At 41.7% G+C, this 13,306-nt stretch carries 14 protein-coding genes and 1 pseudogene; 4 read left to right on the top strand and 11 right to left on the bottom strand.

All coding sequences use genetic code 11. The annotated features are described in order from the left end of the window. Positions 1-42 precede the first annotated feature (42 nt). Genes dnaK through LBC_RS03150 form a run of 3 tightly spaced genes read right to left on the bottom strand, consistent with a single transcriptional unit; the run spans position 43 to position 3,272 of the window. Complete coding sequence (gene dnaK, locus LBC_RS03160) at positions 43-1,911, bottom strand: molecular chaperone DnaK (RefSeq protein WP_221254656.1); 1,869 nt, start codon at positions 1,909-1,911, stop codon at positions 43-45. A 24-nt stretch (positions 1,912-1,935) separates the two neighbouring features. Next, positions 1,936-2,481 (bottom strand): nucleotide exchange factor GrpE, encoded by a 546-nt coding sequence (gene grpE, locus LBC_RS03155; protein WP_409240986.1) that lies wholly within the window; start codon positions 2,479-2,481, stop codon positions 1,936-1,938. Then, positions 2,478-3,272, bottom strand: a complete 795-nt coding sequence (locus LBC_RS03150) for an HrcA family transcriptional regulator (protein ID WP_221254655.1) — start codon at positions 3,270-3,272, stop codon at positions 2,478-2,480. Before LBC_RS03150 ends, grpE begins: the two co-directional genes overlap by 4 nt. 764 nt (positions 3,273-4,036) lie before the next feature. Between LBC_RS03150 and LBC_RS03145 the strand changes: the two genes are divergently transcribed. After that, the gene (locus tag LBC_RS03145) at positions 4,037-4,288 is read left to right on the top strand and encodes an XRE family transcriptional regulator (RefSeq protein ID WP_221254654.1); all 252 of its coding nucleotides are present in this window, start codon (positions 4,037-4,039) and stop codon (positions 4,286-4,288) included. After that, the gene (locus tag LBC_RS03140; protein ID WP_221254653.1) at positions 4,285-4,464 is read left to right on the top strand and encodes a hypothetical protein; all 180 of its coding nucleotides are present in this window, start codon (positions 4,285-4,287) and stop codon (positions 4,462-4,464) included. The genes LBC_RS03145 and LBC_RS03140 overlap by 4 nt, the downstream gene beginning before the upstream one ends. A gap of 296 nt (positions 4,465-4,760) precedes the next feature. Here LBC_RS03140 and LBC_RS03135 read toward each other — a convergent pair. Then, positions 4,761-5,688 (bottom strand): annotated as a pseudogene (locus tag LBC_RS03135) (DNA adenine methylase). Positions 5,689-5,795: 107 nt separating this feature from the next. Between LBC_RS03135 and LBC_RS03130 the strand changes: the two are divergent. Together LBC_RS03130 and LBC_RS03125 are read left to right on the top strand one after the other, a co-directional pair. Further along, on the top strand, positions 5,796-6,038 hold the full coding sequence (locus LBC_RS03130) for a hypothetical protein (protein ID WP_221254178.1): 243 nt from the start codon (positions 5,796-5,798) through the stop codon (positions 6,036-6,038). Between the two features lie 43 nt (positions 6,039-6,081). Further along, positions 6,082-6,279 (top strand): hypothetical protein, encoded by a 198-nt coding sequence (locus LBC_RS03125; protein WP_221254179.1) that lies wholly within the window; start codon positions 6,082-6,084, stop codon positions 6,277-6,279. A 421-nt stretch (positions 6,280-6,700) separates the two neighbouring features. Here LBC_RS03125 and LBC_RS03120 read toward each other — a convergent pair whose 3' ends face one another. From LBC_RS03120 to LBC_RS03090, 7 genes are read right to left on the bottom strand one after another with little or no spacing between them, the layout of a single operon-like run. Continuing rightward, positions 6,701-7,987, bottom strand: a complete 1,287-nt coding sequence (locus LBC_RS03120) for a dihydroorotase (protein ID WP_221254652.1) — start codon at positions 7,985-7,987, stop codon at positions 6,701-6,703. A 3-nt stretch (positions 7,988-7,990) separates the two neighbouring features. Further along, the gene (locus LBC_RS03115) at positions 7,991-8,917 is read right to left on the bottom strand and encodes an aspartate carbamoyltransferase catalytic subunit (RefSeq protein WP_221254651.1); all 927 of its coding nucleotides are present in this window, start codon (positions 8,915-8,917) and stop codon (positions 7,991-7,993) included. A gap of 7 nt (positions 8,918-8,924) precedes the next feature. Next, positions 8,925-9,335 (bottom strand): sel1 repeat family protein, encoded by a 411-nt coding sequence (locus tag LBC_RS03110; protein ID WP_221254650.1) that lies wholly within the window; start codon positions 9,333-9,335, stop codon positions 8,925-8,927. Next, the gene (locus LBC_RS03105; RefSeq protein ID WP_221254649.1) at positions 9,335-9,574 is read right to left on the bottom strand and encodes a hypothetical protein; all 240 of its coding nucleotides are present in this window, start codon (positions 9,572-9,574) and stop codon (positions 9,335-9,337) included. Before LBC_RS03105 ends, LBC_RS03110 begins: the two co-directional genes overlap by 1 nt. Beyond that, a complete protein-coding gene (locus LBC_RS03100) occupies positions 9,571-10,596 on the bottom strand; it encodes a DHH family phosphoesterase (RefSeq protein ID WP_221254648.1) in 1,026 nt (341 codons plus the stop codon). Before LBC_RS03100 ends, LBC_RS03105 begins: the two co-directional genes overlap by 4 nt. Before the next feature lie 8 nt (positions 10,597-10,604). After that, positions 10,605-12,785 carry a flagellar biosynthesis protein FlhA gene (gene flhA / locus LBC_RS03095; protein WP_221254647.1) on the bottom strand — a complete coding sequence of 727 codons (2,181 nt, stop codon included), beginning with the start codon at positions 12,783-12,785 and terminating at the stop codon, positions 10,605-10,607. Between the two features lies 1 nt (position 12,786). Then, on the bottom strand, positions 12,787-13,194 hold the full coding sequence (locus LBC_RS03090) for an Rrf2 family transcriptional regulator (protein ID WP_221254646.1): 408 nt from the start codon (positions 13,192-13,194) through the stop codon (positions 12,787-12,789). Positions 13,195-13,306 lie beyond the last annotated feature (112 nt).

Below are 13,306 nucleotides of genomic sequence, written 5' to 3'. Positions count from 1 at the left end.
AAAATTGTAAGGCTAGCCTAGCAGCTAGCCTTTGTTTACGCCTTACTCCACTTCAGCGTCAATTACGTCATCGTCCTTTTTCTTGCCCTGCTCTGCTTTAGCGTCATCTTTTTTATACATAGCTTCAGCTAGCTTGTGGCTTGCAGCACTTAGGGCAGCCACCTTTGCGTCAATCGCCGCCTTATCCGCATTCTCATCTTTTAAAGTCGCCTTTAGCTCATTTAGCGCCGCTTCGATATTTGCCCTATCTTCAGCTGGGACTTTCTCGCCTAGCTCAGCCAGAGATTTCTCAGTCTGATGAACTAGCGCGTCCGCACTATTGCGAGCTTCGACCGCTTCTTTGCGTTTTTTATCCTCTTCTTTATGCAGCTCAGCGTCTTTTACCATATTATTTATCTCATCTTCGCTTAGCCCGCTGCTGCCGCTAATTGTTATATTTTGCGCTTTACCAGTGGCCTTATCTTTTGCAGAAACCGTTAAAATTCCGTTTGCGTCGATGTCAAACTCAACTTCAATCTGCGGCACGCCCCTTGGTGCAGCTGGGATTCCTTCAAGATTAAACTGCCCTAAAGATTTATTATCCCTAGCAAACTCCCTTTCGCCCTGCAGCACGTGAATGGTAACCGCACTTTGGTTATCTTCAGCGGTTGAGAAGACTTGATTTTTCTTTACAGGTATGGTCGTGCCTTTTTCGATTACCTTTGTCATCACACCACCTAATGTCTCGATACCCAGGCTAAGTGGAGTAACGTCAAGCAGCAGCACGTCTTTTACATCGCCCTTAATAACCGCACCCTGAATAGCAGCACCGATTGCGACTACCTCATCAGGATTTACGCTCTTATTTAGCTCCTTATTAAAGGCCTTTTTGACCTCTTCTTGCACTAGCGGCACACGGGTAGAACCACCCACCATCACGACCTCTTTTATGTCGCTCTTACTTAGTCCAGCGTCTTTTACGACTTCGTTTATTTTTGTGATAGTTTCAGCCACAAGTGGTTCTATCATACCTTCAAATTTAGCCCTAGTTAGCGTCTTTACTAGGTGCTTTGGACCAGTGGCGTCAGCTGTGATAAACGGCAGGTTTATCTGCGTTTCAGCCGCAGAGCTTAGCTCTTTTTTAGCATTTTCAGCCGCTTCTTTTAGACGCTGCATAGCCATTACGTCGTTTTTAAGATCTATGCCGCTTTCGTTCTTAAACTCGCTTACTAGCCAGTCGATTATCTTATTATCAAAGTCATCGCCACCAAGGAAAGCATTACCGCCAGTAGCTAGCACTTCGACTACATTATCGCCAGTTTCTAGCACAGTAACGTCAAATGTGCCGCCGCCTAGGTCATAGACTAAAATTTTCTCAGCGTCCTTTTTATCCAGCCCATAAGCAAGTGCCGCAGCTGTTGGTTCGTTGATTATCCTTAGCACGTTTAGTCCAGCGATAGTGCCAGCTTCCTTTGTCGCCTTTCTTTGGCTGTCGTTAAAATACGCAGGCACGGTGATAACAGCATCGACTACCTTCTCGCCCAAAAACGCCTCCGCGTCCTCTTTTAGCTTCATTAGAATTTTGGCCGAGATTTCTTGCGGAGTATAGACCTTGCCAGCTATCTCGACCGCACACGCGCCGTTTCTATCCACCACGTGATACGGCAGTCTAGCTTTTGCTTCAGTGGCGTTTTTTTCGTTGCTCATTAGACCCATTATACGCTTGATTGAGTAGATTGTCTTTTCTGGGTTTGTTACGGCTTGTCGCTTTGCCACGTCGCCCACTAGCACCTCGCCCTTATCGGTAAAGGCAACCACGCTTGGAGTGGTGTTTTTGCCCTCTTTGTTTGGGATTACCTTCGCTTCCCCACGCTCATACACGCTCACACAAGAGTTTGTAGTTCCTAAATCTATTCCTATTACTTTTGACATTTTATTTTTCCTTTAAATTTAAATTTATTTTGCGATACTTACCATCGCTGGGCGTAAAACCCTATCATTTATCTTATAGCCTTTTTGCAGCACCTGCACTATCGCCCCGCTTTCGTGTTCATCGCTATCGACGTGCATTACGGCGTTGTGGATATTTGGGTCAAACTCGCCGCCCACCTCCACTTCGCTTACGCCGTGCTTGGCTAGCGCTTTTATAAACTCCGCTATGCTAAGCTCGATGCCCTCTTTTATCTTAGCGCCAAACTCATCAGCTGGCTCAAAGCTAGCACCCATTTGCAGTGCGTCAAGCACGCCTAGCAAATCCCTAGCAAATTTCTCATTTGCATAGCTTGCGATGTCTGCCTTTTCCTTTTCGGTGCGTTTTTTTAGGTTTTCAAAGTCTGCGTTGGCTCTGTAAAACTTATCCGTCATCTCCGCTAGCTTACTCTCAAGCTCCAAAGCCTTATCGTTTGATTTTAAGGCATCTAAATTTATGCTCTCATCACTATTTTGGGTCTGCGCTTGTTCGCTTGATATTTCAGCCTGCTCACTGTTTATCTCTTCATTCACGCTGCCTCCTTAATTTGATTTAAAAAATTTAAATAATCCACATAAACACTTCCCGCGCAAACCAAAGTCGCACCTTTATCCTGAAAGTTAACTGGCAGCTTTAGCCCCATATAACCACTTTCAAATATCGGCGAAAACGTAAGCGGCTCCGATAAAATGCTAGCAACCGATGGCTCAAGTAGCGCCTTAAATCTATTATCGCCAAACATTTTAAAAGCAACTATTTCATTTGCCTGAAAGTAAATTTTTGTACGTTTTAGCTCCCTTATTTTGCTTCTAAGTTCGCTTAGACCAACCTGAGCGCTAAACTCCTCAAGCTGATCTAAACTAACACCTTTTAAATTTGCCAAAAACTTCTGCACCCTAGCATCAAATTTAATAACAAGCTCATCATTATCAAACTCTAAAACTATAAATTTATCATTTAAGTTTAAAACATCTTTTAGACTCTGAGCTGACGAGGCAAACACCATACAATACACCCCAAATTTTTCACAAAGCAGGCTTAAAGCCCTCTCATCATCTATATAAATTTCAGGCAAAAATCCGCTAAACTCGTTGCTCCAGTAACGCCTCATAGCCGAATGCGTTGGTATACGTCCTCCACTGATGTGTAGCTGGGTGATTTCGCCCTCGTCTGAGAGCTTTTTAAAATAAACTCTAATAGTCGAGGCTGGTATGGCTTCGCTCATTCTAGTGCCAAGTTCAGCCGAGCCAATAGGGAGATTTTGGTTTAAATATGCTTCAATGATAGATCTAAGTATTAAATCTCTTTTATCAAGCTTATTCATTCCACCCTCGCTATTTTATTTATTAGCACTCTTTATTTTAAATTGCTAGCGATATTATACAACTTTAGCCTATCTTTGTCAAGGGCTAAGATTAAATTTTTTAATTTATTTTTATTTAGTCTTATACACTAAAGTTTTATAGCCCTATTTATCGGTATTTTTTAAATTTTCATGTAAAAATTTTAAAATCAAAAACTTAAATTTTTAAAGAATTTCACATAAAAATTTAAAAAACTTAGCAATATAAGTTATAAAGTGCTAGATATTTTTATAAAACCATGATTAAATTAATCATTTTATACCCCCCCCCCTCAACTTTTAAATTAGTTTAATGAGATAGCCTAATCTACTATCAAGCCTTTTATAAAAAATAACCATCGCCATGATGCGATTTATTTTTTAAGCCCCATAAGCTTATAGCACGTTACCAAGCTCAATTACTCATAATAGTATCAAAAGTATAATTATTTACGTTCACAAGTAGCACAAAAATACGATTACTAGGGACTTATGCTAATAGAAATTTGATTTATTCTCGCCAATTAAAAGCTTAACGCCAGCTCATACAAAAGTGGATATATACACAAAACTTAATCCAAAAAGCTATTATTGCGTGCCGATACATTTTATTTTATACATTTTTACGTATATTCTACTGATAATAATAGATAAAATATAAGTTTATTTAAATATAACATACTATTTTAATAATAAAATATAATATTTAATTCGTATTTAAAGAATAATAACGTATAATATCGCCCATGTTTAAAACGAGCAACATCTTTAATATCTTACACAACGCACTAGAGGCCAAAAATATGGGAAAAAAAATCTCACAGTCAACTATGGCTAGGCAGCTGGGCGTATCTATGCGAACGTATCAGGACTGGCGATTGGGAAACTCAAACCCCCAAGCCGCCGCCGCTGTGTGCCAAATGCTCTGCGAGCTAGATGATGAGGATGTGCTGTTTGTGATTAAAAAGATAAAAAAGCTAGAAAAGAGCGAGAAATGAACGGACTAACACATAAGGAAAAGGCGGATTTGGAGCAGGTGTTTGCGGCAATTTATGTCAAAAAGCAGTCGAAATTTATTAGGTTTTATAAGGAAATTTATCTGCTAGGCAAAAACAGACTGGCCACAAAAATCAAAAGCAAAATCTCAAAAATTCGAATATGTCGCCACAGCTAGTATAAATCATTACCTTGATCTAAAAGCAAGATGGTCTATTTATTTTATGGCTTTAATATAAATTTAATTTTATACAAATATTGCACACTTAGTAAATTTTCAATCAACGTTTCAAATCCAACTATGATAAAAATCCATAAAATTATTTAGATTTGAAACGTCAATTTTTTACATTTTTCGGTTTAAGCTTTAGGGTTAAATTTATCCAAATATCCCAACAACCCAACCCACATCCTGACCTTTGCTTAAACTACGCTAGAACAAATTCAAAGGGGCTTTAAACCCCTTTTAAAAAGCTAGAAATTCATTATTAAAAGCTCGGTTTTTTCCCTGTTTTTGCTTAGTGCGTTTAGGCTATAATCAGTTTTTAGCTCTTTAAATTTAAAGCCTGCGTAAAGCTCCCGCACTAGTTTGCAGTCATTATAGCTTAGGATAAACTTACCATTTATGCTCCTTAAAATCTCAGCCAGCCTTTTATGCTCAGCTAACCCAAAGCCGTCTGTGTTTTTATAATAGCTCTCAGTCCCCACGTATGGTGGATCAAGATAAAAGAGCGTATCAGGGGCATCATAGCGAGTAATAAGCGTCTTGTAATCAAGATTTTCAATGCTAGCCCTTTTTAGTCTGCGTGCGTGCAAGCTAAACTCCCTATAAATCCCACCAGCACTCCTAGCCTTTGCATAGTTTTCGCCCTTTGCCCCAAAGCTTAAGGCTATGCGGTAAAAGTAAAATGCCGCTGCTTCTATCTTGCCCCTTGGCTTTAGCCTAGCGTGCCTGATGTCGTTAAAAAGCTCTCTGCTTTTTAGCATAGTGTTTAGGCACCCAGCTAGGCTAGCAGGACGTGAGCGGATTATTTTGTGAAGGTTAATTAGCTCAGAGTTTATATCATTTACTATCTCACATTTGCTGGGTGCTTTGGCATAAAATACGCTTAAAGCTCCACCGAAAACAAGCGAAGCGAAGTTTCTGTGAAAACAAGCGTATGCGGTCGGCGTAGCCGATGTTTCTAGGTGAAGCGAAGAGGAACTGGAAAACCTCGACATAAGTTTTATGCTCTGGCATAAATGATGTGATCTCTTTGGCTAGCTTTGATTTACCACCAACCCAGGCAAAAGGAGCTTTTAAGCGACTTTCTTTAGTAAAGCAAGCCTTTAGGTGAGATTCTTTAGTAAATCTCTGCCTTAATGGGCTTGTTGCCCTCACAATTTGAGTAGATGTTTTTATTATTCAAAGAAACTTAGCACAACTTAATACACGCATAGCAATAAGTTATTTTCAGCTTTCATACGCTTCTGTAGTGTAAGAAAAACAGAGCTTTTGTAAAACAAGGCATGGTTGCGGTTTTTAAAGAGGTTGTTGTTTTAAAAAACTTCATTTTAAAAAAGCTAATTGTTGGCAAAAAAGACGTTACAGGACGATTATCGATTATGGTTCATTTGCCACATATTAATACCGCAAAAGGTATAAGCGATTTAGAGACTGCTATTATCGGTAATTTTGATTGTGGCTATGATATAGATACCAAATGTGAATATTTAAGCTTAAAATTTGACGCATTAATGGGAGGAAAATAAGTAATGGCAAAAACACTAATAAGGAATAAACTAGGCAATAATAATGTCATTGGTATGGCTTTGCCTTGCGGTGCTCAAAAAGCCAAAGCTTTTGCAGGGCGAATATGCAATCTATGAAAGAAAACAAACTGAGGGCAGTGACGTAGAAAGTGAGTTTTACCACACTACCATAACTGGCAAATCTCAGATAGGGCTTTTACACTACTTACTAAGATTAGCAAAAGCGAGAATGAGATTATGACTGCTTTAAAAGAGCTTACCATTAATTGGCTGATTTTTATAAAGTTATCAGGCATAAACAAAAGGCTAAATGAATTAGAAAAGTCGCTTATAGCCACAAATAAAAAACTTGGTTACCTACAAAAACTAAAATCAAAAGTTGATTGTATTTATAATTTTAGCCTTAGATACAGTAAGATTAAGAGGAAATAATACAAAAACACATTTTAAGTATTGGGGTTTAATAGGGGTTTAAGTTAAAATCTTTGTTTTATGTCCCACTTAGCGCAAAATCCGTTTGGTCTAGGTGCAACGAATATTAAATTTAATATAAAGCCATAAATACACGCTAGAATAGAAGGCTCCGTGTTTGCCATAAGCTCATAAAATTTAAAAAGGGCTTTAAAGCTAAAGCCCTCAGGGTTAGCGGATTAAAGCACTCGCTACAGCCCAAGCTCCGCCCAGCTAAACACCTGCCGTCCGTTTTTAAAGGTCGCCACGCAAGCCCCACGCAGACGCTTGCCAAAAAGTGGAGAGTTAACTGACTTAGAGCGATTTATGCGCTCATCGTAGGTGTATTCTAGCTCAGGGTCAATGATAGCGATGTCGGCTAGATAGCCAGCCTCCAGCCTGCCTTTGCTTTTTAAATTTAAAATCCTAGCAGGATTTGCCGAAGTAAGCCTAGCCATATCGCACTCATCTATGACGCCATCACGCACCAGCCCCAAAGTAAGCGGCACGAGTGTTTGCAGCCCTATAATGCCAAATGGCGCCTTGTCAAATTCAACCACTTTCTCATCGCTGTGGTGTGGGGCGTGGTCGGTGGCGATGACGTCGATTAGCCCGCTTTTAAGAGCTGCACGAATCGCCTGCACGTCGCTTATCTCACGCAGCGGCGGCGACATTTTAAAATTCGCATCATAGCGGTTTGCCAAAAGCTCATCATCGCTAAAGCTAAAGTGGTGTGGCGTGGCCTCGCAGGTGATGTTTATGCCATCACGCTTAGCCATTTCGATGATTTTTAGCGAGTAGGCTGAGCTTACGTGAGCGATATGCACGTGTCCGCCAGTTAGCTTGGCTAGGAGCATATCACGACTGACGCTGATTTCTTCCTTTTCTCTTGCCATTCCACGCAGTCCTAAAAGTGCCGATACCCTGCCCTCGTGCATCACGCCGCTGCGGCAGAGCGAGCAGTCCTCGCTGTGGCTAATGCAAAAGCTATTAAACTGCTTTGAATACTCAAGTGCCGCACGCATCACGGACGAGCTAGACACTGGCAGTCCGTCATCGCTAAACGCCACCGCTCCAGCTGCGATCAGATCGCCCATTTCCACTAGCTCATCGCCCTTTAAATGCTTGCTAATCGCCGCTATTGGCAGCAGGTCGATTAGCCCCACCGCCTTTGCCTTGGCTATCATCGCAGCCGTGATGTAGGCGGTGTCATTGACTGGGTTTGTGTTTGCCATCGGCAGACAGGTCGTTACGCCCCCAGCCACAGCCGCCCTTGAGCCGCTTTCTATGTCATCTTTATACTCAAGCCCAGGGTCACGAAAATGCACGTGCATATCGATTAGCCCTGGCAGGACGAGCTTGCCACTAGCGTCGATGACGAGATCTGCGTCTGGGCTAGCCTGCGTTATCTCGCTTATATTTTCATTCTCTATTAATAAATTTGCCCTTACCTTGCCGTCTGAATTTACCAAAATGCCGTTTTTTATCAGTGTTTTCATCGTCTATTTTCCATTATTTATTAGGCTTGAGAGTATCGCCATACGCACCGCCACGCCGTTTTCGACCTGGTCTAGTATGCGGGAGTTTAGGCTATCGGCCACGTCTGAGTTTATCTCTACGCCCCTATTTATGGGGCCTGGGTGCAGGACTAGGGCGTCAGGCTTAGCTAGGGCAAGTCTAGCTCTGTTTAGCCCAAAAAATTTAGAATACTCTCGGCTTGAAGGAAAAGCGACATCATCGCCGCCACGTTCAAGCTGAATCCGCAGCATCATTATCACGTCCGCACCCTCGCAGGCCTGCTCCATATTTTGTGCCACAGGGCAGCCAAAGCTCTCTACGCCCAGTGGCATCATCATCGCAGGGGCAAAAAGCGTGGGCTTAATGTCAAATTTAGCCAGCCCCCAGATGTTTGAGCGTGCCACACGGCTTCTAGCGATGTCGCCAATGATAGCGACTTTTGCTCCTGGCTTTAGCTTGCCCGCTTCACGCAGGGTGAAAAGATCTAGCAGGGCTTGGCTGGGGTGAGCGTGAGTGCCGTCGCCTGCATTTACGACGCAGGCGTCTGTGTGCTTTGCCACTAGCTCGGCCGCTCCGCTGCTTGGGTGGCGGATGACGATGATGTCGCTTTTCATCGCTGTTAAATTTGCGATAGTGTCAATGAGCGTCTCGCCCTTGCTCACGCTTGAGCTAGCGGCGGTGAAATTTATCGCGTCCGCTCCCAGTCGCTTTGCCGCTATCTCAAAGCTCGTTCTAGTGCGGGTAGAGTTTTCAAAAAAGGCATTTATCGTGGTCTTACCACGCAGATGATCTGCCTTTTTAAAATCACCTGAATTTAGGCGTTTAAATTCATTAGCGGAATCTAAAAAATAGAGTATCTCGTCAGCGCTTAAATCCTCAATACCGAGCAAATCCTTACGCAAATAACGCATATCGCACCTACTTTGCTAAATCACAAGACGGCGCGTAGCCACCCTCGCACGCCTTTTTAAGCACAGCTTCAATCTGCTCTAATTTTACATTTTTCCTATCGTATCCATAGGTATACAGCTCGCCGAGTTTACCGCAAGCCATGGCTTCGTTTTTATCACAAAGCGATTTAAATTCATTAATAGCAGCCTCTTTATTAGCAACTACACCCTCGCCATTAAAATCCATTATCGCCTTCATAGAGCAGGATTTATCGCTGCCATTTTTACAAAGTGAGCTAAAATCCGCATACGCCTCATCAAATTTACCATGCTTATAAAGCCCATAAGCATACTCGTAGCTGCCCTTTGTCACGCTTAAATCGCTTGCCAGCAAAGCACCAGCCAAACCAGCCATAAAAAACGCTACTATTTTTTTCATTATTTCCCCTTTTTCTTAAAATATTGTGGATATTTTTGTTTTAGATATTCAACTATCACAATGACTTCATCAACGCCCTGTGCGTCGCTACCCTCTAACGCCTCATCACTACACTCAACGTATAAATTTGCCACCTCTTCAAGGTCTGTTTTTGCCACACCTGCGTAGTATAAAAGTCCGTCCAGCACGATGCTTAGCTCATAGCTAAGCTCCTCTATACTTATCTCATTTTCTCTCATACGTTCTCCTTTTCTTTTTTGGCCAAAAGCTCATCAATTTGAGCCTTTATCATCTCATAGCTAAAGCCATCCTTAAAGCCAGCATACATTCCTCCGCTTGCATTTACGTGTCCGCCGCCGCCGACTAAACGCTTACTAAGCGCTGCGACATCGCACTTTCCATTTGCTCTAAAGCTCATAGATTTTTTACTCGTAACATCAAGGAAAAAATCAAAATCATCATTAGCAACCAAAAAGTCATTACCGATAACTGAAGTATTGCCTATATTGTACGTTAAAAGCCCTTTTTTGCCCTCAAAATATATGCTAAGCTTATCTGCATTTTTACTTAGATTACTAACCACAAAGGCTGAGATTAGATTGCTTAGCGTGTCGTCTTTGGCATCTTTAAAAAATTCCTTTTTCATAGTATGTACCGCACTATCAAGCCCTATGTAGTCGTTTTTTTCATTAAAAAATTTAGCCGCACTTTTAATTAGATGAAACATATATTTATTGTTGTGATTTTCAAACATCACCCTATTTATCTCTTTTGCGCCAGCAATTAGCCCTAAACACACCTTACCCATCTCAAAATGCTCGCTGTCTTTTAGCCAAATATCCACAGCATTTATCACATCGCTTATTTTTTCTAAATAATCGCTTTTACCACAGATATTTGAGAAAAAATCATACGTAATCTTGCTCGCACAGCGTGAGCTATCTAAAAAATACCACTCATATTTGCTCGCGCACTCAGCCCCGCTTGCGTGATGGTCAAGTAAGAATAATTTTGCATTTTTGCCTTTTATTCTCTCCTCAAATTCAGCACATTGCTCTAAGGTTAGATTAAGGTCGGTTATAAGCACGATAGCCTTTTCATCTCCTAGCCCATCAAGCCTAGCCAAAATCCGCCCAAACTGCTCATCAATCTCACGCCCGTAATTTGAGTTAAAAAACTCCACATCTTTAAAATAATAATCCACTATAAACTGCGCCCCATATCCGTCTAAATCGGTATGAGAGAGATGAAAAATTTTCATTATGTTCCTTATAAATTTGGTATTTCAATGACGCCTACTATCTCATAAGGCGTATTTGGCGCTATCTCAGCACCGCTAATAACAGCAACATCGATACCATAAGTGCTAGTTAGCGTGTCTATATTTTTCCTAATGGCCGGCTCAACACAAAGCACCATTTTATTATGTACCTGACTAGCTGGACGCTTTTCATATGCATTTTTTATCGCTTGTACTAGCGCCGTAGTCTGCGCTATGCTAATAGCTAGGCTGTAACTGCCGTCTTTATTTTGGCTAAGAGCCTCCATTAGCTTTTGCTGTGCGTTTTGCTCTAATACATAAAACTCAAGCTGCCCACTATCATTAAGATAAAGCGAGGTAATAACCCGTGCAAGCGCGTGCCTAACATGCTCTACGATAAATTCGACATTCTTACTAATTTCCGCCGTATCACTAACCGCCTCAAGGATACTTAGCATATCCTTTATCGGTATGCCGTCTTTTAATAGTGCCCTAAGCACCTTTTGCACGAGTGCGACGCCAGTTATTCGCAGAGTGTCCTCAACTAGTACAGGATACTCATTTTTTAGCTTATCGAGCAGATTTTGTGTCTCTTGACGAGTGAGGATTTCAGCTGCATTTGCCTTTATTAGCTCGCTCATATGTGTACTTATCACACTTGCTGGATCAACCGTGGTATAGCCGTTTAATAACGCATCCTCTTTGTTTTTGGCATCAATCCAAAGCGCATCAAGCCCAAAAGCAGGCTCTTTTGTAGGTATGCCCTCAATGTCCTCTGTTACAAGTCCGCCATCCATAGCTAGGAATTTATCAGGATAGACCTCACCCTTGCCAATTACCACGCCCTTTAGTTTAAACTGATACTCGTTTGGAGAGAGCTGGAGATTGTCTCGGATACGAATTTTTGGCATTAAAAAGCCCAAAGTCGTGGCTATGTTTCTGCGTATTGCACGGATGCGCTCTATAAGATCCGTCTCAGCCATTTTAAGCAGACTATAGCCTAAATCAAGCTCTAAAATTTCGAGCTTTAAAATATCATTTATCTTTTGCTCTTCCTCTCTAGCTATCTCCTCATCGCTTTTTTTAGCTGGCTTTACACCAGCCTCGCTAGAAGCGCCACCTGCACCAGATTTTGCCGCCCCAGCTTGCGTGGATTTAGCAAGACCAGGCACAATAGGCGTACCCTCGCTTTGGCGCATTAAAAAAGCCATACCTATAAAAATAAGTGCTATAAACCCAAGCGAAAGCGTAGGAAGTCCAGGCACCAAAGCAAACATAGCAAGTATCCCACCCACTATAAAAAGTATGCGATAATCCCCCAAAAGCTGATGTATGCTCTCATCAGCAAAATTCGCCGAATCCTCCTTGCTAGCACGTGTGATGATGATAGCTGTAGCAGTTGATGTAATAAGCCCCGGTATCTGGCTTACTAGTCCGTCACCTATGGTTAAAATGGTATAATTTTGTGCCGAAGTAGCAAGGTCTAGATCATACTGAAAAGCCCCTATCGCAAAGCCACCGATGATATTTATAATAGTGATGATAATGCCAGCTGCAGCATCGCCTTTTATAAATTTAGACGAACCGTCCATCGCGCCGTAAAAATTTGCCTCTGCGATTATGGCTTGACGGCGTGATTTTGCGGTAGCTTCATCGATTAATCCAGCGTTTAAATCCGCATCAATCGCCATCTGTTTACCAGGCATCGCATCTAGTGTAAAGCGAGCTTGCACCTCACTCACCCTCGTACTACCCTTTGTAATAACCATAAAATTTATAAGTACCAAAATACAAAAAACAATGATACCTATGACGTAGTTTCCGCCCACGACAAACTCGCCAAAGCTAGCGATTATATCGCTTACGGCTTCTGGGCCAAGATGCCCTTTACTTAGTATCATGCGGGTTGTGGCGATATTTAAAGATAGCCTAAAAAGCGTGATAATAAGCACCAAAGTAGGAAAAGTACTAAGGTCGGTAGGGCGTGGGACATATATGGAAATGAGTATAATAAGCACTGAAATAGCAATCGAAACCGAAAGCAAAAAATCCAGTACAAAAGACGGCAAAGGGACTATGATAACGGCTAGTATGGCGATTATGACGCCAACGATACTTAGACTTTTAAATTTAAGTATCGGCGCTATGTATGGGGCAACTAGGGTTAGTATAGTCTCTTTTTTTGCCAAGTTAGGAGGCCTTGATGATGTCGCTTAATTTAATAGACTCTAGCATATCATCAACCTGCGCCTGAAAGCCAGTAAACATCGGCCAAATTTGACATATGGGTGCCTTTTGTCCTGGGCAAGCACTCGCATCAGCAGAGCAGTCAAACACGCTCGCACGGCGCTTTTCTGCGCTTTCTATTATGCGAAGCACGCTAAGTTCCTCTGGTGCTACGGCAAGCGTAAAGCCACCATTTGCCCCTTTATATGAGTGTAGTATTTTAGCCCTAGCTAGGTTTTGAAGTATCTTTGCCAAAAAGCTCTTTGATATACCAAGCTCATTTGCTATACTCAAAGCGTCTGTAGCCTCGGGCTTTTGTGATATTAATATAAGCGATAAAAGTGCGTACTCGCTGGCCTTTGTAAAAAGCAATATAAATCCTTGTTTAAAATTTAAGCTTATCATTATATTGAATTTTTTTTTAAAACCTGCTTTTTTGTTTCACTAGACAGAGTTTTTAAGCGCTTTGACTTTGGGTTAAATT

This window comes from Campylobacter sp. 19-13652, assembly GCF_019702925.1.
In the GTDB taxonomy this organism is placed as follows: Bacteria; Campylobacterota; Campylobacteria; order Campylobacterales; family Campylobacteraceae; genus Campylobacter_A.
This window is presented reverse-complemented; position numbering and strand designations above follow the sequence as displayed.